Below are 20,720 nucleotides of genomic sequence, written 5' to 3'. Positions count from 1 at the left end.
GCGATGAGCGACGAAACCTTGCGCGTGCTCGCGTCCAAAGCCGGCATCTCGCCTGCTTGGACCGACCAGAAGGGCGACGAGCGCGAGGTCTCGGCCGACAGCCTGCGCGCCATCCTCGCCGCCTTCGGCCTGCCGGCCGATGGCGATGCGGCCCTGCGCAACTCGCTCTCGCTGATCGAGAGTGGCCTGAGCGGCGCCGCGGCCTCGGGCTTCACCACCGCGCGCGTCGGCCAGCCCGTGACCTTGCCCGTCACAGTCGCGAGCGGCGCGAAGATCGAGATTACGCTGGAAAGCGGCAACCGCCACATCGTCAGCGCCGATGAGGGCTATGAGGGCGCGCTCGCTTTGCCGGCCTTCGCCGAGCCCGGCTATCACACAGTCCATACGCAAGAGGGCGACATCACCGTCGCGACCGCCCCCGAACGCTGCATCACCTTCGCCGACCTCACGGCCGGCCGCGGCGGCTTCGGCCTGGCAGCCCAGCTCTATTCGCTGCGCAGCGCCGGGGATGGCGGCATCGGCAATCTCGGCGGCGCCGCTGAACTCGGCCGCAAGGCCGCCGCGCGCGGCGCAGACGCGCTGGCGATCAGCCCGATCCACGCGCTCTACGGCGCCGATCCCGGCCGGTTCAGCCCGTACTCGCCCTCGACGCGGCTGTTCTACAATCCGCTCCATGCCGATCCCGCCGCGGTCCTCCCGGAGGAATTGGTCCGCGACACCATTGCCAAGCTGGGGTTCGCCGACGAGATGGCGCGACTGAGCGCGCTCCCCCAGGTCGACTGGATTAATGCGACGCCACTGCGCGAGAAACTCCTGCGCGCGCTCTTCACCGCCCTGCGTGAACCCGCCCTCGCCGACGCACCGTTCCGCGCAGATTTCGAGCAATATCGCTCGGGCGCCTCCTCGCTGCTGCGCGGCCACGCCACCTTCGAAGCGCTGCATGCGGCCGAACTCGCCCGCAACCCCGCCGCCTGGAGCTGGCGCGACTGGCCCTCGGCCTATCGCGATCCCGACAGCCCAGAGGTCTCCGCCTTCGCTGCAGGGCATGCCGGGGAGATCGACTTCCAGATCTTCCTGCAATGGCTCACCGGCCGCTCCTATGGCGTGGCCCAGCAGGCCTGCCGCGATGCCGGCATGCGGGTCGGGCTGATCGCCGACCTCGCCATCGGCATGGACGGCGCCGGCAGCCATGCCTGGAGCCGGCAGGACGAGGTGCTGGGTGGGCTCAGCATCGGCGCGCCGCCGGATTACTACTCCGCCGACGGCCAGAACTGGGGCCTGACCACCTTCTCGCCGCGCGGCCTCGCGGCGTCGGGCTTCGCGCCCTTCATCGAGACCTTGCGCGCCAGCCTGCGCCATGTCGGCGGCATCCGCATCGACCATGTCATGGGCATGAGCCGGCTCTGGCTGGTGCCGGCCGGCGCTTCCGCCATCGAGGGAGCCTATGTCGCCTTTCCCTCGGAGACGTTGTTCCGGCTGATCGCGCTCGAATCCTGGCGACACAAGGCGATCGTCATCGGCGAGGACCTCGGCACCTTGCCTTATGGCTTCCGCGACTATTTGCGCCAGCAGGGCGTCGCCGGCCTGCGCGTGCTGCGCTTCGAGAAGACCGAGCACAGCTACGTGCCGCCACATGAATGGGATGCCGGCGCGGTCGCCCTGACCACGACCCACGACCTGCCGCCAACCGCCGGCTGGTGGGCCGGCAGCGACCTTGGCCCGAGCGATGACGGCGTCGACCATGAGGGCCTTCGTGCCTGGGATCGCGGCGTGCTCTGGGGCTCCTTCCAGAATGCCGGGCTGGTCCAGGGCGAGCGGCCGGCTCCCGACGACACCGACCCGGTGGTCGACGCCGCGATCCGCTATGTCGCCGCGACCCCCTGCACGATGAAGATGCTGCCGATCGAGGACGCGCTCGGCATCCGCACCCAGCCGAACGTGCCGGGCACCACGACAGAGAAGCCGAACTGGCGGCATCGGCTCGAGGGCGAGGCTGGAGCCCTGCTCGACGATCCGAAGGTGCAGGCGCGGCTGGCGCTTCTCGGGCCGGCGCGGGGCGTGAGTTAGACATCGCCGCATTCTACCCGGTAAGGCGCGGGAGCCCTCTCCTGGAAGGAGAAGGTTGGGTGAGGTGTAGGCCGTTGGACGCTACTGCCGTGACCTGACCGCCGTCCCCACTGCGCTTTACTGGGTGTTCTGGCCTACACCTCACCCTGCCCTCTCCTTACAGGAGAGGGTTCCCCGCGCCTCTTCCGGCAAATTCAGGCCGCCGCCCGTGCCTCCACCGCCCCCGCTATCGCCTCCAGCATCTGCGTGTCGTCGCCGGCCATGCCGTCCATCGCCGCCATGCGCTGGATCACTGTCGCCGCCACTGCCTCCTCCACCGTGTCCTCGGCATAGGCATAGAAGATCGTCGCGTGCTGGCCGTCGCGATGGCAGCGGCCTTCGATCTGCTGGAGCTGGATCGCGCTGTGACGCATGTCGTGGATCACCAGCGAGCGCTCGCGCTCGCCGCCCGGCATCTCGCCGCGGTGCAGCGAGATCGACTCCGTCACCGTGAAGATCACCGCGTCGAGCCTGCCGGTCTGGAAGGCGAGCCGCGTCTCCTCGTTGGCAGCGCCGGAATGCTCGCCATTGATCTCGCCGACCCGCCAGCCGCGCCCGCGCAAGCTCTCGGCCAACATCGCGCTGGTCTCCAGGAAGGCGACGGAGACCGCGACCTGCTCGTCATTGCCGAGCAGGTCCTCCACGAAATCGCTCGTGCCGGCGATCCGTAAGAGGCTCGCCTTCTGGCGAAAGCGCAGGTCGGCGGCCCAGCCGGCGGGCTTGCGCGTCGAGCCGCCGGCAAGACCGAGCTCTTTCCGGAATTCGCGCCAGGTCGCCTCGTAGAGCCGCCGCGCCGCGGTATCGAGCGCGATCGGCGCCAGCTCGCGCTGCACCTCCGGCCAGCCCGCGATCTCCTCCGGCCGGCGGCGCAGGCCGATGGCGTTTTCGCCCTTGTAGAGCAGCTCGGACATCACCTTGCGGTCGGTCTCGTTCGACTCCCAGCTCCAGTTCTTCCAGCGCCCCTTGGCCCGGCCGATCCTGAGCCGCTTCATCAGCGCCCGGAAGCCGTCGAGATCCTCGCTCGGCGCTCCCGCCGCCCGCGCCAGCAGCGGCCCGAGATAGGAGAGTTCATGCGGCGACTGCCCGGCCGTCGCGCTCATGTAGATCGTGAAGCGCGCCGCCGCCGCCATCTGCCGGCAGACCAGACCCTGCTGCGCATTGGGATTGCGGATGCGATGCGCCTCGTCGATCACCACGAGCGGCCAGACCCGCTTCGGCGTGCCGTGCTTGGCCAACTCGTTGTTCTTGGCTCGCGTCGAGCGCTTCTTGCTCTCGGCCGGCGGCGCCAGCAGCGACTTGGTCCGCTCGAAATTCATCAGCGTGACGCGCTTGGACTTGAGGCCCGACAGCGCCATGGTCCGCCGCCATTGCGGGATCGCGCCCTTCGGGCAGATCACCAGCACCTCGTCCTCCGGCATCGCAGCGATCGCGAGCCAGGCCGACAATGTCTTGCCGAGCCCGGTCAGGTCTCCCAGCAGGAAGCCGGGCGCGCCGCTCTCGCGCGCCTTCAGGATCGCGTCGCGCGCCACGAGCTGGTGCGCATGCGGCACCATGATCTGGCCGCCATGCCAGGCCTCGCCCCCGCTCATGCCTGGACAGCCTCCGCTGGCGCGGTCGGCCTGCGCGGGACGGTGGTGGCCGCAACCGTGTCGAAGCCTTCGAGCTGCCGCGAGAGAGCCGCGATGAAACTCGTCACCAGCCGCGGCAGCACGCGCCCGGACATGGTCTGCACCTGCAGGCTGCGCGAGGGCATATCGGCCTCCTTAAGCGGCAGCGCGACGATGCTGCCATTGCGCACCAGCGCGCCGAAGGAGATCGCGCTGGCGAACATCACCGCGCCGCCGAGCTCGCAGAAATGCAGCAGGCTGGTGACGTTGGTCGAGGTCAGCACGGGTTCGAGCGGCAGCCCCCGTCCTGAGCAGTAGATGTTCATGATCTTGCTGACGGTCGCCTCGCCGTCGAGCGTGCAGATCGGGTAGCTGAAGATCTCCTCGATCTGGATCTGCTCGCGCGCCAGCAGTGGGTGGTTTCGCGCCACGAAGGCGTAGGTCGGCACCGCCTGCTGCCAGTTCACGGTGACGCCGCGATCGGCCTGGAGCGAGAAGGTCGCGCCGATGTCGATCGCGCCGGTGCGGACATGCTCGGTCACCACCTGCGGCGACATCACCTTGAGGTCGAAGACCGCCTCCGGATGAAGCTGCCGGAAGGCGTGGATCACCTCCGGCATCAGGCTGACCGCGAAACCCTCGGTGACGCCGAGCCGGATCAGCCCCTTGCCGGAGCTGTTGAGCTCGCGGATCTCGCTGACGATCTGCTCGCTCTCCAGCGCGACGCGCTGGGCATAGGCCGCAAGCGTCTGCCCCGCCTGTGTCAGCACCATCCCGCGCGAGCGGCGCTCGAACAGGGCCGAGTCGAGCTCTTTCTCCAGGTTGGCGACCTGCCGGCTGACGGCGGAAGCCGCGACGCGCAGCCGCTGCGCCGCCGCGCTGACCGACCCGGTCCGCGCCACCTCCAGAAAATATCGCAAGCCCGAGCTTTGCATGGGAACCTTGGACGCAGCTTTGGAACCTCCAGCCCTCATCCTGAGGAGCCGCGAAGCGGCGTCTCGAAGGATGCTCCAGAGCGCACTGGAGCATCCTTCGAGACGCGAGCTGAAGCTCGCTCCTCAGGATGAGGGCTGAGGTTCCGACCTCCTAGCCCTCCTTTGCCGGAACAGCAACGATCCGTTCGATTCATTCTTATGGCGGCAATTCGATTCCTTCGGCAGATTTCGCTCCGGTATGCAGAGTGCAGTGGCGAGGAGGCCGCTCCGCTCAGCGCCGGACAAGCGACAACGCCGCGAGGGAACGTGATGACCGTGATGAAGAGAGCTTTTGCAATGCTGCTGGCGACGAGCGCCATGGCGGCCACGGCGCTGACCACTCCGGCGCTCGCGCAAAAGGCGGCCAACACCGTCCGCTTTGCCTATGATCAGGCGCCTGAGAGCGTCGATCCCTTCTTCAACAACGTCCGCATCGGCGTCATCATCGGCGCCAATGTCTGGGACACGCTGGTCTACCGCGACCCCGACACCAACGAATACAAGGGCCAGCTCGCCAAGAGCTGGAAGCAGATCGACGACAAGACCATCGAGTTCGAACTGCGCCAGGGCGTCAAGTTCCATAATGGCGAGGAGTTCGACGCCGACGACGTCGTCTACACGCTGAACTACGTCGCCAAGCCCGAGAACAAGGTCGTCACCCAGGGCAACGTCAACTGGATCGACAAGGCCGAGAAGACCGGCAAGTACACCGTCCGCGTCGTCACCAAGGACATATTCCCGGCCGCGATCGAGTATCTCGCCGGCCCGGTCGTGATCCACCCGAACGAGTACTACGAGAAGGTCGGCCCCAAGGGCCAGAACGAGAAGCCGGTCGGCTCGGGCCCCTACAAGGTCTCGAACTACGTCCCCGGCAAGTCGATCACGCTCGAGCTCAACAAGGACTACTTCAAGGATTCGCCGAAGCCGCAGCCGAAGATCGGCAAGATCGAGATCCGCTTCATCCCCGACCGCCAGACCCAGATGGCCGAGGCGCTCTCGGGCGGCACCGACCTGATCATGAGCGTGCCGAAGGACCAGGCCGACCAGCTCAAGACCGTGCCGACGCTGCAGGTCGTCTCGGGCGAGACGATGCGCATCGTCTTCATGCAGATGAACATCCTCGAGAACACGCCGGCCCCGGCCCTCAAGGACGAGCGCGTCCGCAAGGCGATCATCCACGCCATCGACCGCGAGGCCATGGTCAAGAACATCGTCGGCGACGGCTCGCGCGTCATCAACACGATCTGCTTCCACTCGCAGTTCGGCTGCACCGACGAGGGCGCGGCGCGCTACGCCTACGACCCGGCCAAGGCCAAGGCCCTGCTCGCTGAGGCCGGCGTCAAGGACCTGACGCTCGACATCGTCGCCTATCGCGAGCGCAACCAGACCGAAGCGCTGATCGGCTATCTCCAGGCCGTCGGCATCAAGACCAACCTGCGCTTCCTGCAATATGCCGCGATGCGCGAGGTGATCACCTCCAACAAGGCGATGCTGACGCACCAGACCTGGGGCTCGTTCTCGGTCAACGACGTCTCGGCCAACACGCCGAACTACTTCGCCTTCCGCGCCGAGGACATCACCCGCGATCCGCAGGTCCGCGACCTGCTGGAGAAGGGCAACAACTCGGTGCAGCCCGAGGCTCGCAAGGCGGCGTACAAGGACGCGCTGAAGATCATCGCCGACAAGGCCTATGCCGTGCCGCTCTACTCGCTGCCGGCCTATTACGTCGCCAGCAAGGATCTCGACTTCAAGGCCTACCCGGACGAGATGGTCCGGTTCTGGGCCATGAGCTGGAAGTAAGTTCCGCGCTCTGGGAGCGCCTGTCATCCCCGGCCGCGCCTGCCGCCGGCCGGGGATGACCTCATTTCGGGGCCCTCAAACCTCGCGAACAGTCTGGAACACTTGATTTGCTCGGCTTCATCCTCAAGCGCCTCGGTCTCGCGCTGCTCGTCGCACTGGCGGTCTCGGCCATCGCCTTCTTCCTGTTGCGTCTCTCCGGCGACGTCGCGGTGGCGATCGCCGGCGAGGGCGCGCAGCAGGCCGACCTCGAGCTGGTCCGCAAGACCTACGGGCTCGATCGTCCCGTCATCGTCCAGTATCTCGATTGGCTGCTGAAGACGCTCTCGGGCGATTTCGGCACCTCGATCTACTTCAAGACCAGCGTCGCCTCGCTCGTCTTCGACAAGATGCCGGTGACGCTGATCCTCGGCCTGAGCTCGCTCGGCTTCGCGCTGCTGATCTCGATCCCGCTCGGCGTGCTCGCGGCGATCTACTCCAACACCTGGATCGACCGCGCCGCGCTCGCCATCGCCGTCTTCGGCCAGGCCATGCCGAACTTCTTCTTCGCGCTGATCCTGGTGATGCTGTTCTCGATCACCTTGCGCTGGCTGCCGGTCTCCGGCTCGCAGACCTGGGCGCATTACGTCATGCCGACTATCGCGCTCGGCTACTACGTCGCGCCGGCCTTCATGCGGCTGATCCGCGCCGGCATGATCGAGGTGCTCCAGGCCGACTACATCCGCACCGCCCGCGCCAAGGGGCTCTCGCCCTATGCCGTCGTCATCACCCATGCGCTGCGCAACGCGGCCGTGCCGGTGGTCGCGCTGACGGCGGTGCAGCTCGGCTTCCTGCTCGGCGGCTCCGTGGTGATCGAGACCATCTTCGCGCTCGATGGTCTCGGCTACCTCGCCTACCAGAGCATCACCTACAAGGATTTCCCGGTCATGCAGGTCGTCGTCCTGCTGCTCTCAGTGGTCTATGTGCTGCTGACGCTGGCGGCCGACATCGCCAATGCCTGGCTCGATCCCCGCATCCGGGTCGAATGACATGACCGACGCTCCGCTCACCATCCACGCGAGGCAAGCCTCCAGCAGCCGCACCTTGCTGCGCAAGGCGCTGGCGCAAAAGTCCTTCGTGCTCGGCTTCGGCCTGCTGATCCTGTTCGTGCTCGTCGCGCTGCTCGCGCCGGTGCTGGCGCCGCACGATCCCTATCTGCAGAACCTGACGGCCCGCACCATCCCGCCCTTCTGGTACGACAAGGGCAACTGGCTGCACCCGCTCGGCACCGACCAGCTCGGCCGCGACTATCTCTCGCGCCTGCTCTACGGCGCCCGCATCTCGCTCTTGATCGGCTCCAGCGTCGTCGTCATCGCCGGCCTGATCGGCACGACCATGGGCCTGCTCGCCGGCTATTTCGGCGGCCGCATCGACATGTTGATGACCTTTCTGGTCACAACCCGCCTCGCCATGCCGGTCATCCTCGTCGCGCTCGCGGTTGTCGCCATCGTCGGCTCCTCGCTCTGGATCGTCATCCTGGTGCTCGGCCTGCTGAAATGGGACCGTTTCGCCGTGGTGATGCGCAGCGCCACCCAGCAGGTCCGCGGGCTCGACTACATCACGGCGGCGCAGGCCTCGGGCGCCAGCACGACCCGCATCATCCTGCGCGAGGTCCTGCCCAATATCGCCCCGCAGCTGATCGTGGTCGCGACGCTGGAGGCCGCCAGCGCCATCCTGCTCGAGGCCGCCCTCTCCTTCCTCGGGCTCGGCGTGCAGCCGCCGCTGCCCTCCTGGGGCCTGATGGTTTCGGAGGCCAAGGCCTACATGTTCTTCTCGTTCTGGCTCATCGCCTTGCCCGGCTCGGCGCTGGCGCTGCTGATCTTCGCGATCAACCTCGCCGGCGACGGCCTGCGCGACGTGATCTCACCGGAGAAGCGCGGCTGATGCGCAGCGAGAAGGACAAGATGCTGGCCGGGGAGCTCTACGACGCCTCGGATGCCGAGCTTCAGGCCGATGCCGCCGCTGCCTCCGCCTGGATGGCGCGCTACAACGCCACGCTCGCCATGCCGGCGGCGGAGCGGCACGCGCTTCTGGTCGAGCGCCTCAGTGCCGTCGGCTCAGGCTGCGTCATCCGCCCACCCTTCCATTGCGACTACGGCTTCAACATCAGCCTCGGCGCCGGCGTCTTCCTGAACTTCAACTGCGTCATCCTCGACGTCGTCGCCGTCACGATCGGCAACAAGACGCAAATCGGGCCGGGCGTCCAGATCCTGACCGCCGACCACCCGCGCGACGGGGCCGAGCGCGAGTCCGGCCTCGAATTCGGCCGCCCCATCACGATCGGCCGCAATGTCTGGATAGGCGGCGGAGCCTTGATCCTGCCCGGCGTCCGCATCGGCGACGATGCGATCATCGGCGCCGGCAGCGTCGTCACGCGCGACGTACCCGCCGGCGCGACCGCCATCGGAAACCCCGCCCGCCCGCGGGCCTGAACGATTTCTAGTGAACGGAGACGACCATGACCCGCGCCCAGGCCATCGCGCATGCGCAAGACTATTTCGACTCGGGCTCGTTCAAGAGCGACCTGACCCGGCTCATTGCCATGCCGACCGAGAGCCAGAACCCCGAGCGCGCGCCGGTCCTGAAGCAATATCTCGAGCAGGAAATGCAGCCGCTGCTCGAATCGCTCGGCTTCACCTGCCGGACGCTGAACCATCCCAAGGCCAAGGGCCCCTTCCTCTTCGCGCAGCGCATCGAGGATCCGAGCCTGCCGACCATCTTCGGCTACGGCCATGGCGACGTCATCCGCGGCCTCGACGCGCAATGGAGCGAGGGCCTCTCGCCCTGGACCCTGACCGAGCGCGGCGACCGCTGGTACGGCCGCGGCGTCGTCGACAACAAGGGCCAGCACGTCATCAACCTCAACGCGCTGAAGGCCGTGCTGGCGACGCGCGGCAAGCTCGGCTTCAACGCAAAATACCTGATCGAGATGGGCGAGGAATGCGGTTCGCCCGGCCTGCGCGAGCTCTGCACCGAGCAGAAGGAGCTGTTCAAGTCGGACATCCTGATCGCCTCGGACGGCCCGCGCCTCAATGCCGAGCGCCCGACCGTCTTCCTCGGCGCGCGCGGCGGCGTCACCTTCGACCTGACGATCAACGCCCGCGAGGGCGGCCACCATTCCGGCAACTGGGGCGGCATCCTTTCCGACCCGGCGATCCAGCTCGCCCATGCCATCGCCTCGATCGCCTCGCCGACCGGCCAGATCCGCATCCATGAATGGGTGCCGAAGGAGCTGCCCGAGCCGGTGCGCAAGGCGCTGGCCGATTGCGAGATCGACGGCGGCCCCAACGGCCCGGTGATCGACCCGAACTGGGGCGAGCCCGGCCTGTCGCCGGCAGAGCAGGTCTTCGGCTGGTGCTCCTTCGACGTTCTCGCGATGAAGTCGGGCGTGCCGGAGACGCCGGTCAACGCCGTGCCGCCGAGCGCCTGGGCGCGCTGCGCGCTGCGCTTCGTCGTCGGCATCGACCCGACCGACGTGATCCCGGCGCTGCGCCGCCACCTCAAGCGCCACGGCTTCGACATGGTCGAGGTCTCGCTGGCGCGCGACGAGATCTTCAACGCCACCCGGCTCGACCCCGAGGATGCCTGGGTGCATTGGGCAGTCGATTCGATCGCCAGGACCACCAGCAAGAAGCCCGCTTTGCTGCCCAATCTCGGCGGCGGCCTGCCCAACGACATCTTCTCGGAGATCGTCGGCATGCGTACGATCTGGGTGCCGCATTCCTATCCCGGCTGCTCGCAGCATGCCCCGAACGAGCACCTGCCGGTCGCCATCGCCCGCGAAGGCCTGGCGATGATGGCCGGGCTGTATTGGGACCTCGGCGAAGGCGACACGCCGGCGCTTTGAGAGAAGCCCCGTCATTGCGAGCGCAGCGAAGCAATCCAGGGGGTTTCGCTCACCCGGTCCTCCTGGGTTGCTTCGTCGCTGCGCTCCTCGCAATGACGGGGAGCTGATCAATAACCACTCTAGCCGCGCTCGCTCGGCTCCCTTGGCGGCCGATCGGGCGGCAGGTCGAAGGGCGAGGCCGGAGGCGTCTCCGGCGGCACGTTCGGCGGCAACTCAGATGGCGGGTCGCGCGGCACGCCGACCGGCTCCTCATCCGGCGGCGATTCCACCGGCGGTGCCGGCGGCACTTCGCCGGGCGTCAGTGGCGGCGCTTCCGGCAGCGGCTTGGGCGGTTGCGGCACGCCAGACATGATCGTCGCGATCATTGGAACTCTCCTCTGTCGCGGCACCAACGCGGCGCAGCGGCGAAGGTTCGCGCCTACCCGGCCGAATCGCCGGTATCGCTGCCGCCCAAGCCCCGATCCGGGGCGGCCTTGCCCGCCTTCGCCTCGCGACCCTGAATCCAGTGCTCGACCGAATGGTTGATGAAGAGCAGGGTCAGCGCCAGAGCCGTTGCAGTCAGGGTGATCCGCCATTGCCCCAGGCCTGCCGCACAGCCGAGCGCCGCCGTGACCCAGACCGCCGCAGCCGTGGTCAACCCGTGCGGTAAGCCGTCAGTCTCGCGCCGGATGATCACGCCCGCGCCGAGAAAGCCGATCCCGGTCAGGATGCCCTGCACGACGCGGCTCGCCGCATCGGGATGGGGCGCCCCGGAGGTTCCCGAGAAGATCGCGGCGGCCGTGGCCGTCCCGAGCCCGACCAGGCCGAAGGTCCGCAGGCCGGCGCTCTTGTGCCGGAGCGTGCGCTCCCAGCCGATGGCGACGCCCGCCAGCAGGCCGGCCAGCAGTTTCAGGACCAGGTCCAGTTCAGCCATCAAGCCGTTCATGCGCGCATCCATCGGCCGGGAAGAGGAGTCGGGTGCCGTCTTTGCGTCCAGCCGCAGCGGATGGCAAGACCCGCACCCAGGCCCGCGGCTGCAGGCCAAGCGCGCCCGTTAACTATACTGACAAACTACGCATGAACGGTAGATTACGAAAGCTTAACCTTGTCGTTCATCTGCCATTTATTTGATATTTGCAAAAGTATCCCATCGATCACCGATGGAGACATTCTATGAAAAACCCTGTTGCCATTGCCGCTCTTGCTGTTTCACTCCTGGTTGCACCGGCCGCTGCTTTTGCGCAGCAGTATCGCCCCAGTCATCACGGCCCGGTCCATGCCCAGAACCATCACGTCCAGAAGCATGTCGTGGTGAAGAAGGTCGTGGTGGTCAAGCAGCCGCGCTGGGCCACCGGCCGGGCCCTGCCCTCGACCTATCGCCGCCACGTCGTCGGCGATTATCACCGCTACCATCTGCGGACGCCCGGCCGCGGCCAACGCTGGGTCAAGGTCGACAACCAGTTCATCCTGATCAACAGCGTCACCGGCGTCATCGCCGCCTTGATCGCGGCCAGTTGATCTCACAAGGAAAGGGCAGCCATGACGCCAGTCATGGCTGCCCTTCATCTCGGGACCTCAAGAAGCGGCGCGCTCCTGCGCGATGCTCCCTAGATCCTCACCAGCGACCCCGCCGACGGTAATGCCGGCGATAATGGCGCCGATAGCGCCTGCGATAATACTGGCTGAACTCGGCATCGGTCTTGTCGAGCGCCGCTCCCTTCTCGGCCTCGAGCGCGTCAGCGACCGGCTCGGGCGCAGGGGTGAGCTTCGGCGGCGCAGCGGCTTCCGCCATGGCGATTCCGCCAAGGCTGGCAGCAGCCATGCCCCCCACAAGTGTCACGAAGAATGAGCGTCTATCCACGGCGTCCTCCAAACCAAAGAGCCTATCCGCGCCCTCCTCGTGGAGCGCGCTCTGCGTCAACGCGCAGGGGCGGCATTTAGTTCGACGCGATTGTTTTAATGCGACGGATGCGCGCCCGCACGGCGCGCATGCTCTGGAGCGCTATTCCTGCCGCCAATGTCCGAAAGTTTCCGTGGTGGGTGATGTAGGGCTCGAACCTACGACCCGCTGATTAAGAGTCAGCTGCTCTACCAACTGAGCTAATCACCCATACGCCACGAAGACGTTGCCGGCGCGGTTCAAGTCCGCGTCAGGCAGGCCGGCGATGTAGCAAACGCCCCCTGCCCTGTCCACCCCAATGCGACAGAAATATGCAATCGGTGGAAAAGCTTGTGCCCGTGGCCTTGCCCCCTCACGCCGCCTTGCGATTCAGCAGGTGGTAAAGCGCGATCGCGCCGAACGTCGCCGTGCCGATACCGCCCAGTTCGAAGCCGAAGATCGGCAGCTTGAGGTCGCCGGCGCCGAGGATCAGCGCCGTCGCGACCGTCAGCAGATTCTTCGGTTCGGAGAAATCGACCTTGTTCTCGACCCAGATTCGCCCCGCCGTGGCGGCGATCAGGCCGAAGACGACGATGGCGAGCCCGCCCAGCACCGCGACGGGGATCGTGCCGATCACCGCGCCGAACTTTGGCGAGAATCCGAGCACCAGCGCGATGATGCCGGCCGCAACGAAGACCAGCGTCGAATAGACCCGCGTCACGGCCATGACGCCCATGTTCTCGGCATAGGTGGTGACGCCGGTGCCGCCGCCCGAGCCCGCGATCATGGTGGCGAGCCCGTCGGCCATGAAGCCGCGGCCGATCAGCGAATCGAAATTTCGCCCGGTCATCACCGCGATGCCCTTGATGTGCCCGAGATTCTCCGCGACCAGGATGATCGCCACCGGCGCGATCAGCGCCATCGCCCTCACGTCGAAGACAGGCGCGACGAAATTGGGCAACCCGAACCAGGCGGCCGCGGCGATCTTGCCGAAATCGATCGGCGGCGCGCCGAAGGACGAGGCGGTCAGCGCATAGGCGAGATAGGCCGCGAGCCCGCCGATCAGCACCGGCAGACGCTGAGCCAGGCCCTTCCCGTAAACCGCGACCAGGGCCACCGCGATCACGGTCAGCAGCGCGATCCACTTCGTATAGGGGCTGGCCGAGATCATGTTCATCGCGACCGCGGTCAGGTTGAGGCCGATCGCGGCGACGACGGCGCCGGTGACGACGGGCGGCAGCAGCTTCTCGATCCAGTTGGTGCCCACAGCCTGGACGATCAGGCCGATCGCGAAATAGAGCGCGCCGCAGGCGATGATGCCGCCCAGCGCGACCGCGATGTTGGCGTTGGGGCCGGAGCCGGCATAGCCGGAGGCAGCGATGACCACGCCGATGAAGGCGAAGGAAGAGCCGAGATAGCTCGGCAGCCGCCCGCGCGTGATCACGAAGAACAGCAAGGTCGCGATGCCGGAGAAGAGGATCGCAACGTTCGGATCGAAGCCCATCAGCACCGGCGCCAGCACGGTCGCACCGAACATGGCGACGATATGCTGCAGCCCGGCGATGATGGTCTGCCCGGTCGGCAGCCGCTCATCCGGCATCACCGCGCCGGAGGTTTTCAGCGTCCAGTTCGGAAAATAGCCCATCGCCCACGCTCCCCTGATGGCCGCACGAGCGGCGGCCTATTTATTAGGCGATCGGGGCAAGGATTGCGCACCGCGTCCAGCGGCGCGCCTAAATCATCCACCGGAAAAGCGGCGGAGCGCCTGTGCCGCGGCTCAGGCGACGAGCGGCTGCCGTGGCGAGCGGTGATGCGTGCCATCGCCGCGGTGCAGGACGCGGTCGCCCGCGAGCACGGCCTCCGGGCCGAGCTCGGCCTGCGTGCGCACTGATGCCATCGCGGCCGAAAGCGTGGCGTCGTCCAGCGCCGGCATCGCCTCGAAACCGGGCAGAACGAAATAGCTCTGCTGGTAATCGTCGATGCGGTAGCGCGTGCGCATGACGCGCTGGGTGTCGAAGCCGATCCGGTTGGGCGAGGCGCTTTCGAGCGCGAAGAGCGTCTCGCCCGGCGAGGAGGCGATGCCGGCACCGAAGATGCGCAAGCCGGCCTTGGTCTCGATCAGCCCGAACTCGACGCTGTACCAGTACAGCCGCGCCAGCCGGGCCAGATCCGCGGGATCGTTCAGCCGCAGGCCGGCTTCGCCATAGGCGGCGACGAAATCGGCGTAAGACCTGTTCATCAGCAGTGGCACATGGCCGAAGACGTCGTGGAAGATGTCCGGCTCCTCGATATAGTCGAACTCGTCGGGCCGCCTGATCCAGAACCCGGCCGGAAAGCGCCGCTGCGCCAGATGCGTGAAGAAGACCCGGTCCGGCACCAGTCCCGGCACGGCGACGACCTCCCAGCCGGTGGCGGCTTTCAGCACGCGGTTCAGGTCGCGGAAATCCGGAATGCCGTCGGCGGCGATGCCGAGCGCGGCAAGGCCCTCAAAATACTCGTCGCAGACGCGGCCGCGCAGCAGCTCGGCCTGGCGCCGATGCAGCCGCGACCAGGTCTCGTGATCGGCGGCAGTATAGGACTCGAAGCGCTGGTCGACGATGAAATCGGCCGGAATCTCATGCGATTTCATGCCGGAGCGCAGGAATGGATCGGACATGGCGCAATCTCCCAAGCTTTCGAAGATGATCCGCCCGAAGCCCGGTCATGTCCTGCCTATTTCTTGCCGGCAGCCACGCATGCGAGCAGGATAGGACCGAGATCAAGCGATCGAGGTCCGATCATGACCCACGCCTATCCGCCGCCCTCCCGTCTCGACGAAACCGACCGCCGCATCCTGCGCGCCATCCAGCGCGATGGGCGCATCACCAACGCGGCTCTGGCCGAGGAGATCGGCATGGCGGCCTCGCCCTGCCTGCGGCGGCTGAAGGCGCTGGAGGAGGACGGCGTCATCACCGGCTACCGCGCCGAGATCGACCGGCGTGCGCTCGGCCACGGCGTCGAGGCCTATGCCTTCGTCAAGCTGGCGCAATCCGACCCCGACTGGCGCACGCGGCTGATCGAGAAGCTGCAATCCTTCGCCGAGGTGATCTCCTGCCACGCCATGACCGGCGAATGCGACCTGCTGGTCCACATCGTCGCGGACGATATCGAGGCCTATGGCGAGTTCGCGATGCAGCGCCTGCTGACGCTGCCCGGCGTGGCCGACATGCGCTCGTCCTTCGTGCTGTCGACGATCAAGAAGGATCGGGGCTGGCCGGTGTGAAGCCTATGCCGGTCAGGCGCGGGGAACCCTCTCTTGTAAGGAGAGGGCAGGGTGAGGTGTAGGCCCGAACACCAGTGAAATTCAACGACGGCAGCGGTTGGGTCACGGCTGCAGTGTCAAGCGGCCAGCACCTCACTCCTGCCCCTCTCCTTACAGGAGAGGGGTTCCCCGCGCCCTTCGATGACCGTAGCCGCCTATTCCGCAGCGGCCTGCGGATGCACCCGCGCGCCGCGCGCGATCAGCTTGTTGAGCGCGGTCAGGTAGGCCTTGGCCGACGAGACCAGCGTGTCCGGGTCCGCCCCGCGGCCGGTCACCGACGAGCCGCCCTCGACCGAGAGCCTGACCGAGACCTCGGCCTGCGCATCGGTGCCCTCGGTCACGGCATGGACCTGGTAGAGCTCCAGCACCGCCTCGTGCGGCACGATCGCCTTGATCGCGTTGAAGACGGCGTCGACCGGGCCGTTGCCCTCGGCCTCCTCGGTGCTGACGCGGCCGTCGACGTCGAGCTTGAGCGTGGCGCGCTGCGGGCCGCGGGTGCCGGCGATCACGGTCAGCGAGACCAGCTTCACCCGGTCATGCGCCGAGGCGATGTTCTCGTCGACCAGCGCCTCGATATCCTCGTCGTAGACGTGCTTCTTGCGGTCGGCCAAAGCCTTGAAGCGGGTGAAGGCGTCCTCCAGCTGGTTGTCGCCGAGATCGTAGCCCATCTCCTTCAGCTTGGAGCGGAAGGCGGCGCGGCCGGAATGCTTGCCCATGACCAGCGAGGTCTTGGTGACGCCGACCGAGGCCGGGGTCATGATCTCGTAGGTCTGCTGGTGCTTCAGCATGCCGTCCTGGTGGATGCCGCTCTCATGGGCGAAGGCGTTCCGGCCGACGATCGCCTTGTTGTATTGCACCGGGAAGGAGCAGGCGGTCGACACAGCCTTGGAGGCGCGCATCAGCAGCGTCGAGTCGATGCCGGTATCGTAGGGCAGCACGTCGCCGCGTACGCGCAGCGCCATCACCACCTCTTCCAGCGCGGCATTGCCGGCGCGCTCGCCGATGCCGTTGATCGTGCACTCGACCTGCCTGGCGCCGCCCGCGATGCCGGCCAGCGAGTTCGCCACGGCCAGACCCAGATCGTTATGGCAATGCACCGAGAAGATCGCCTTGTCGGCGTTCGGCACGCGCTCGCGCACTGCGCGGAACATCTCGCGGTACTCGTCCGGGGTGGCGTAGCCCACGGTGTCGGGCAGGTTGATCGTCGTCGCGCCGGCCTTGATTGCGGCCTCGGTGGCGCGGCAGAGATAGTCGATCGGGGTGCGGGTGGCGTCCATCGCCGACCATTCGACGTCCTCGACCAGGTTGCGCGCCTGCGCCACGGTCTTGGTGATGATCTCGATCACCTCGTCCTCGGTCTTGCGCATCTGATGCGCCAGATGGATCGGCGAGGTCGAGACGAAGGTGTGGATGCGCGGCTTCACCGCATGGCGCACGGCCTCGCCGGCCCGGGCAATATCAGCGCTGATGGCGCGGGCGAGGCCCGCGACGGAGGCGCGCTTGATGCGCCGGGCGATCTCGGACACCGCCTCGAAATCGCCATCGGACGCGATCGGGAAGCCGGCCTCGATGATGTCGACGCCCATCGCGTCGAGGAAGTCGGCGATCTCCAGCTTTTCCTCGAAGGTCATGGTGGCGCCGGGGCATTGCTCGCCGTCGCGCAGGGTCGTGTCGAAGATCAGGACCCGGTCCTTGGGATTCGCAGCGTTCGTCATGGTCGTATTCCTCGGGGCAGAGAGCGCCGCTCATCTCGGTGGCTGGCGCGGAAGGTCTGAAGGTCGGTTCTCGTCACTCCCCTGAGCGCCCAGGCATGCATGCCCGGCCGGCCCTCAGGGGCGGCTAAGGAGAAGAAGCAGACCAAGGCCGAGAGGAGCGCGCATGCCGGCCGGCCGCGCAATGGCGCGGGTCAGGCTCTCGGCATGGGTGGCGGATGCGGCCACGGCGTTTCCTCTTGTCGGTCTTCGCTCTGTAGCTGATCGAAGGGTAGGAGCGCAAGAACCGTTGCGTCTTGAACGATCGTGCGGGCCTATGGTGAAAACCTGAACAGGAAAGGCTGATTGGCGTCCGTGAGCACAGATAGCCCGACGGCCTCGCCGCGTTGATGGCCAGTCCGCCGTCGCGCGCGTTTGCCTCTTCCTTCCGAAATTAACTTTCTGATAAGAGTTTCGGGATTCCTTTCCGGAGACTACGGTTCGCCACTCGCGGCAGCCCTATTCCGTATTCAGGAGATTGCCGCATGAAGCGGGCCGTGATCGCTACAAATGCTGTCCGTTCCATCGGTATGGGCCGCTATGGCCGCAAAGCGATCCCGCTTCTGATTTCACTGGCTGCGCCGGCTCTCGGCGCCTGCAGCATCTCGCCTGTCGAGACCGCTGCGATTGTTGCCCCCACGGCAAAAGAGCCCCGCGAGGCTCGCAAGCGCGCCGTCGCCCTGGCGAAGGCCGACCCGCGCGAAAAGGAATGCCTCGTCCGCGCGATGTATTTCGAATCGAACAGATCGAGCGAGACGGGCCTGCTCGGCGTCGGCACGGTTGTGATGAACCGGGTGGAATCGCCGCGATATCCTGAGACGATCTGCGGCGTCGTCGGCGCGCCGCGCCAGTTCGCCTCCGGCGTGCTGACGCGACAGATGGCTGCACGCGACCTGCCGAAGGTCGAGGCCGTCGCGGAAGACATCCTCAACGGTCGGCGCAACGAGGCTGTCGGAACGGCCAAGCACTTTCATATGGCCGGCATGCGCTTTTCCTACGCCAACATGCACTACATGACGGTGGCTGGCGGGAACGCGTTCTATGTGAAGGGCGAACGGCCCGAGCGACGTCGCATCGAGGAGCCGAGCTATCAACTCGCTGCTGTCTCCGAGCCTGCGCCTCTCGTCAGCCGCTCCTCGACGATGCCGACGTCCTTCGCCAATGCGCCGCTGGCTTTCGCATCGGCAACGCCGGCTGCTGCTGACGCCACGCCCGCAGGTCAGGCTTTGAAGCTCGTCAATAATGCGCTGCTGCCGCCAGGCCGTCCGTTCGATCTGGGCCTGCCCCAGAAGACGGCAAGCGCCTTCATCGCACCGCCGCGGCGCGACGCCCGTCTAGCTGCGCTGATACCCGACTCCCGCGGCCTTCGCGGCGGCCAGTCGCTGGACTGACCCGCATTGAAACGGCGAGCGCTGCTTCCCGAAGCATCTGCATAAGGCCGAACTTGGCGCCACCTGGACCTCGTTCATTCGCGATGCCGAAGGAACGGATTGGGTCCAACACAGCCCTTGGCTTCCTACCCCTAAGCTCATGCGGGGCCCGCAACTTGCACCGCCCATCGACGGCGATTGCAATCATTGGCCAGGACGGGCAATCGAAAGCCGTCACCGCCTGGGAGATGCCGAGATGATGCGCTACGACCGCCGCGCGATCGGGCTTGCGGTCTGCCTGTCCTGTCTGGCCGGCTATGTCGACGCGCTCGGCTTCATCAGCCTGGGCGGCTTCTTCGTCTCCTTCATGACCGGCAACTCGACGCGACTCGGCATCGAGCTGGCCGGGCGCCATGCCGGCGGCATCATGCTCGCCGGCGGCATCCTGGCGCTCTTCGTCAGCGGCGTCATTCTCGGCTCGCTGATCGGCCATTTCGCCGGCGCGCGGCGCCCGCCCGCCGTGCTCGGCAGCGTCACGCTGTGCCTCACGCTCTCGGCGCTGCTCGACACGAGCGGCCTGAGCCATATCGGCGTCGGCCTGCTCGCCGTGGCGATGGGCATGGAGAACGCCGTCTTCCAGCGCGACGGCGAGGTCACGATCGGCCTGACCTACATGACCGGAACGCTGGTGAAGATGGGCCAGCGCATTGCCGGCGCCATCCTGGGCGGTTCGCGCACGGCCTGGCTGCGCCATTTCATGCTCTGGCTCGGCCTCTTGAGCGGAGCCGTGCTCGGAGCTCTGGCCCATGGCGCGATCGGTCTCAACGCGATCTGGTTCGCGGCCGCGACGGCGGCGCTGCTCACGCTCGTCGCAGCGCGACTGCGCATCGCGGAATGATTGGCGGCTGACGGAGCGGCTCAGTCGGCAGCGACCGTCCGGGCCTTGCGCACGGCGATCTCCGCCAGCGGCGCCGGCCAGAGCTGCAGCCGGTAGAAATCATCGCCTTCGACCCCATCCTCGCTCAGGCTGTCCAGGCCCGAATAGGACACGCGCACGCGATAGGTCCCGGGCGCGATCGGAACGCGCGGCGCGTTCGGCAGGTGATCCGTGCAGCCGGCGATGATCAGCGTGTCCGAGCGGACGCTGATCGAGCACTCGTTGACCATGTCCCATTCGGCGAAATCCTCGGCCGGCGCCTCCGCATGGACCGAGAGCACGACCGGAACGGTCATGTTGCGCGCGGTTCCGATGGCGGCCGAGAACTCAGCCACGGCAAGTTGCCGCTCGACTGATTCGTCGGTCCATTTCTCGCCGAAATCCTCGTTGGCCGCCTCGTCCTGGACGTAGAACTGGAAATAATCGGCGAAGATGGCGAGTTCGATAAGGGTTGGTTCGGTCATAGGCTGTCGAAGCTCTTGGTGGCGGTGCAGCGCGCTTGTCGCCGCAGAGCGTGTCGGAGCTGTGGCCATGCGCGCGGATTGGCGCTTGCGCCAGAATCGGTCATGGTCGCGCCGCCTGCTCGTGATCGGAGGCGCCTCGATGCGCTCAGCCCCTGCCCTTGCCGTCCTCGGCCTCCTGCTCGCCGCCTGCCAGACCGCCGGCCCGCCGCCGGCGCCCTCGCCGGAAAACGCGCCGACGGGCGTGACGCCCAACACCTTCCACATGCCGACCGGCGGCGGCTGCTCCGGCGAGGTCGAGCGCTTCCAGGCGATCATCGACAACGACCTGCAGACCGGCCACACCACCAAGAGCGTGCATGACCGGGTGAGCGGCGAGATTTCGCGGGCGCGCACGACCTGTTCGGGCGGCAACGAGGGCGGCGCAGTCTCGCAGATTCGCGCGACGCGGACGAAGTTCGGGTATCCGTAAGACGAGAATCGACACCCTTGCCGTCATGGTCGGGCTTGTCCCGACCATCCACGTCTTCGCTTATCGCGGGCACCGTTCAAGACGTGGATGCTCGCCACAAGGGCGAGCATGACGTGAAGCTCGGGAGAGGTCGTTTGAGAATTCGCTGGCGTGAGCCGGCTGGCGTGGCCGTCGAGAACCGGAGCGCAGCGGACTTCATG

Annotated in this window: 20 protein-coding genes and 1 tRNA gene; 11 read left to right on the top strand and 10 right to left on the bottom strand. The window is 66.9% G+C overall.

The genetic code is table 11. The features are described 5' to 3' along the window. The first annotated feature begins 3 nt into the window (after nucleotides 1–3). Nucleotides 4–2,067 carry a 4-alpha-glucanotransferase gene (malQ, locus tag DWF00_RS09260; RefSeq protein WP_114827310.1) on the top strand — a complete coding sequence of 688 codons (2,064 nt, stop codon included), beginning with the start codon at nucleotides 4–6 and terminating at the stop codon, nucleotides 2,065–2,067. Between the two features lie 194 nt (nucleotides 2,068–2,261). Here malQ and DWF00_RS09255 read toward each other — a convergent pair whose 3' ends face one another. Together DWF00_RS09255 and DWF00_RS09250 are read right to left on the bottom strand one after the other, a co-directional pair. Next, nucleotides 2,262–3,695, bottom strand: coding sequence for an SNF2-related protein (locus DWF00_RS09255; RefSeq protein ID WP_245973810.1), 1,434 nt, complete (start codon nucleotides 3,693–3,695; stop codon nucleotides 2,262–2,264). Beyond that, on the bottom strand, nucleotides 3,692–4,633 hold the full coding sequence (locus DWF00_RS09250; protein WP_181832465.1) for a LysR family transcriptional regulator: 942 nt from the start codon (nucleotides 4,631–4,633) through the stop codon (nucleotides 3,692–3,694). Before DWF00_RS09250 ends, DWF00_RS09255 begins: the two co-directional genes overlap by 4 nt. A 333-nt stretch (nucleotides 4,634–4,966) precedes the next feature. Here DWF00_RS09250 and DWF00_RS09245 point away from each other — a divergent pair, with 333 nt between their 5' ends. The 5 genes from DWF00_RS09245 to DWF00_RS09225 all read left to right on the top strand — a co-directional run bounded on the left by DWF00_RS09245 (nucleotide 4,967) and on the right by DWF00_RS09225 (nucleotide 10,370). Next, complete coding sequence (locus DWF00_RS09245; protein ID WP_210207833.1) at nucleotides 4,967–6,487, top strand: ABC transporter substrate-binding protein; 1,521 nt, start codon at nucleotides 4,967–4,969, stop codon at nucleotides 6,485–6,487. Between the two features lie 107 nt (nucleotides 6,488–6,594). Beyond that, nucleotides 6,595–7,512 carry an ABC transporter permease gene (locus DWF00_RS09240; protein ID WP_114827307.1) on the top strand — a complete coding sequence of 306 codons (918 nt, stop codon included), beginning with the start codon at nucleotides 6,595–6,597 and terminating at the stop codon, nucleotides 7,510–7,512. A gap of 1 nt (nucleotide 7,513) precedes the next feature. After that, nucleotides 7,514–8,407, top strand: a complete 894-nt coding sequence (locus DWF00_RS09235; RefSeq protein WP_114827306.1) for an ABC transporter permease — start codon at nucleotides 7,514–7,516, stop codon at nucleotides 8,405–8,407. After that, nucleotides 8,407–8,955, top strand: coding sequence for a sugar O-acetyltransferase (locus tag DWF00_RS09230; RefSeq protein ID WP_114827305.1), 549 nt, complete (start codon nucleotides 8,407–8,409; stop codon nucleotides 8,953–8,955). The genes DWF00_RS09235 and DWF00_RS09230 overlap by 1 nt, the downstream gene beginning before the upstream one ends. A 26-nt stretch (nucleotides 8,956–8,981) precedes the next feature. Beyond that, nucleotides 8,982–10,370, top strand: coding sequence for a M20 family metallopeptidase (locus tag DWF00_RS09225; RefSeq protein ID WP_114827304.1), 1,389 nt, complete (start codon nucleotides 8,982–8,984; stop codon nucleotides 10,368–10,370). A 119-nt stretch (nucleotides 10,371–10,489) separates the two neighbouring features. Here the strand turns inward: DWF00_RS09225 and DWF00_RS09220 are convergent, their stop codons facing one another. Further along, nucleotides 10,490–10,735: a hypothetical protein gene (locus DWF00_RS09220; protein ID WP_114827303.1), complete on the bottom strand. Its 246-nt coding sequence runs from the start codon at nucleotides 10,733–10,735 to the stop codon at nucleotides 10,490–10,492. Nucleotides 10,736–10,788: 53 nt separating this feature from the next. Then, nucleotides 10,789–11,283 carry an MgtC/SapB family protein gene (locus DWF00_RS09215; protein WP_210207832.1) on the bottom strand — a complete coding sequence of 165 codons (495 nt, stop codon included), beginning with the start codon at nucleotides 11,281–11,283 and terminating at the stop codon, nucleotides 10,789–10,791. Nucleotides 11,284–11,522: 239 nt separating this feature from the next. Here DWF00_RS09215 and DWF00_RS09210 point away from each other — a divergent pair, with 239 nt between their 5' ends. Then, complete coding sequence (locus DWF00_RS09210; protein ID WP_114827302.1) at nucleotides 11,523–11,867, top strand: RcnB family protein; 345 nt, start codon at nucleotides 11,523–11,525, stop codon at nucleotides 11,865–11,867. Nucleotides 11,868–11,964: 97 nt separating this feature from the next. On the opposite strand, the gene DWF00_RS09205 is transcribed toward DWF00_RS09210, so the two are convergent. The 4 genes from DWF00_RS09205 to phhA form a co-directional block, all read right to left on the bottom strand. Further along, the gene (locus tag DWF00_RS09205) at nucleotides 11,965–12,210 is read right to left on the bottom strand and encodes a hypothetical protein (RefSeq protein WP_147283619.1); all 246 of its coding nucleotides are present in this window, start codon (nucleotides 12,208–12,210) and stop codon (nucleotides 11,965–11,967) included. Nucleotides 12,211–12,383: 173 nt separating this feature from the next. Beyond that, nucleotides 12,384–12,459 (bottom strand) — tRNA-Lys (locus DWF00_RS09200). Between the two features lie 142 nt (nucleotides 12,460–12,601). Next, nucleotides 12,602–13,873, bottom strand: a complete 1,272-nt coding sequence (locus DWF00_RS09195; RefSeq protein ID WP_114827300.1) for a solute carrier family 23 protein — start codon at nucleotides 13,871–13,873, stop codon at nucleotides 12,602–12,604. A gap of 132 nt (nucleotides 13,874–14,005) precedes the next feature. Next, nucleotides 14,006–14,884, bottom strand: coding sequence for a phenylalanine 4-monooxygenase (gene phhA / locus DWF00_RS09190; RefSeq protein WP_114827299.1), 879 nt, complete (start codon nucleotides 14,882–14,884; stop codon nucleotides 14,006–14,008). Nucleotides 14,885–15,007: 123 nt separating this feature from the next. Here phhA and DWF00_RS09185 point away from each other — a divergent pair, with 123 nt between their 5' ends. Then, a complete protein-coding gene (locus DWF00_RS09185) occupies nucleotides 15,008–15,490 on the top strand; it encodes an Lrp/AsnC family transcriptional regulator (protein ID WP_114827298.1) in 483 nt (160 codons plus the stop codon). Between the two features lie 194 nt (nucleotides 15,491–15,684). Here the strand turns inward: DWF00_RS09185 and DWF00_RS09180 are convergent, their stop codons facing one another. After that, a complete protein-coding gene (locus DWF00_RS09180; RefSeq protein ID WP_114827297.1) occupies nucleotides 15,685–17,244 on the bottom strand; it encodes a 2-isopropylmalate synthase in 1,560 nt (519 codons plus the stop codon). Nucleotides 17,245–17,765: 521 nt separating this feature from the next. On the opposite strand from DWF00_RS09180, the gene DWF00_RS09175 reads away from it, so the two are divergent. After that, complete coding sequence (locus DWF00_RS09175; RefSeq protein WP_245973809.1) at nucleotides 17,766–18,671, top strand: cell wall hydrolase; 906 nt, start codon at nucleotides 17,766–17,768, stop codon at nucleotides 18,669–18,671. Between the two features lie 235 nt (nucleotides 18,672–18,906). Continuing rightward, nucleotides 18,907–19,548 carry a YoaK family protein gene (locus DWF00_RS09170; protein WP_181832464.1) on the top strand — a complete coding sequence of 214 codons (642 nt, stop codon included), beginning with the start codon at nucleotides 18,907–18,909 and terminating at the stop codon, nucleotides 19,546–19,548. Nucleotides 19,549–19,568: 20 nt separating this feature from the next. Here the strand turns inward: DWF00_RS09170 and DWF00_RS09165 are convergent, their stop codons facing one another. Continuing rightward, on the bottom strand, nucleotides 19,569–20,051 hold the full coding sequence (locus tag DWF00_RS09165; protein ID WP_114827295.1) for a hypothetical protein: 483 nt from the start codon (nucleotides 20,049–20,051) through the stop codon (nucleotides 19,569–19,571). 139 nt (nucleotides 20,052–20,190) lie between these two features. Here DWF00_RS09165 and DWF00_RS09160 point away from each other — a divergent pair, with 139 nt between their 5' ends. After that, complete coding sequence (locus tag DWF00_RS09160; RefSeq protein ID WP_147283618.1) at nucleotides 20,191–20,520, top strand: hypothetical protein; 330 nt, start codon at nucleotides 20,191–20,193, stop codon at nucleotides 20,518–20,520. Nucleotides 20,521–20,720: the final 200 nt, after the last annotated feature.

This window comes from Allobosea caraganae (genome assembly GCF_003351345.1).
GTDB lineage: Bacteria > Pseudomonadota > Alphaproteobacteria > Rhizobiales > Beijerinckiaceae > Allobosea > Allobosea caraganae.
The sequence above is the reverse complement of the archived record's forward strand: the minus strand, read 5'-3'. Positions and strand labels throughout refer to the sequence as shown.

What these genes read in the sequence shown, in the direction of transcription:
- malQ (WP_114827310.1), top strand. Translation starts at nt 4, where the DNA reads ATGAGCGACGAAACCTTGCGCGTGCTCGCGTCCAAAGCCGGCATCTCG.
- DWF00_RS09255 (WP_245973810.1), bottom strand. Translation starts at nt 3,695, where the DNA reads ATGAGCGGGGGCGAGGCCTGGCATGGCGGCCAGATCATGGTGCCGCAT.
- DWF00_RS09245 (WP_210207833.1), top strand. Translation starts at nt 4,967, where the DNA reads ATGAAGAGAGCTTTTGCAATGCTGCTGGCGACGAGCGCCATGGCGGCC.
- DWF00_RS09235 (WP_114827306.1), top strand. Translation starts at nt 7,514, where the DNA reads ATGACCGACGCTCCGCTCACCATCCACGCGAGGCAAGCCTCCAGCAGC.
- DWF00_RS09230 (WP_114827305.1), top strand. Translation starts at nt 8,407, where the DNA reads ATGCGCAGCGAGAAGGACAAGATGCTGGCCGGGGAGCTCTACGACGCC.
- DWF00_RS09225 (WP_114827304.1), top strand. Translation starts at nt 8,982, where the DNA reads ATGACCCGCGCCCAGGCCATCGCGCATGCGCAAGACTATTTCGACTCG.
- DWF00_RS09220 (WP_114827303.1), bottom strand. Translation starts at nt 10,735, where the DNA reads ATGATCGCGACGATCATGTCTGGCGTGCCGCAACCGCCCAAGCCGCTG.
- DWF00_RS09215 (WP_210207832.1), bottom strand. Translation starts at nt 11,283, where the DNA reads ATGGCTGAACTGGACCTGGTCCTGAAACTGCTGGCCGGCCTGCTGGCG.
- DWF00_RS09210 (WP_114827302.1), top strand. Translation starts at nt 11,523, where the DNA reads ATGAAAAACCCTGTTGCCATTGCCGCTCTTGCTGTTTCACTCCTGGTT.
- DWF00_RS09195 (WP_114827300.1), bottom strand. Translation starts at nt 13,873, where the DNA reads ATGGGCTATTTTCCGAACTGGACGCTGAAAACCTCCGGCGCGGTGATG.
- phhA (WP_114827299.1), bottom strand. Translation starts at nt 14,884, where the DNA reads ATGTCCGATCCATTCCTGCGCTCCGGCATGAAATCGCATGAGATTCCG.
- DWF00_RS09185 (WP_114827298.1), top strand. Translation starts at nt 15,008, where the DNA reads ATGACCCACGCCTATCCGCCGCCCTCCCGTCTCGACGAAACCGACCGC.
- DWF00_RS09180 (WP_114827297.1), bottom strand. Translation starts at nt 17,244, where the DNA reads ATGACGAACGCTGCGAATCCCAAGGACCGGGTCCTGATCTTCGACACG.
- DWF00_RS09175 (WP_245973809.1), top strand. Translation starts at nt 17,766, where the DNA reads ATGAAGCGGGCCGTGATCGCTACAAATGCTGTCCGTTCCATCGGTATG.
- DWF00_RS09170 (WP_181832464.1), top strand. Translation starts at nt 18,907, where the DNA reads ATGATGCGCTACGACCGCCGCGCGATCGGGCTTGCGGTCTGCCTGTCC.
- DWF00_RS09165 (WP_114827295.1), bottom strand. Translation starts at nt 20,051, where the DNA reads ATGACCGAACCAACCCTTATCGAACTCGCCATCTTCGCCGATTATTTC.
- DWF00_RS09160 (WP_147283618.1), top strand. Translation starts at nt 20,191, where the DNA reads ATGCGCTCAGCCCCTGCCCTTGCCGTCCTCGGCCTCCTGCTCGCCGCC.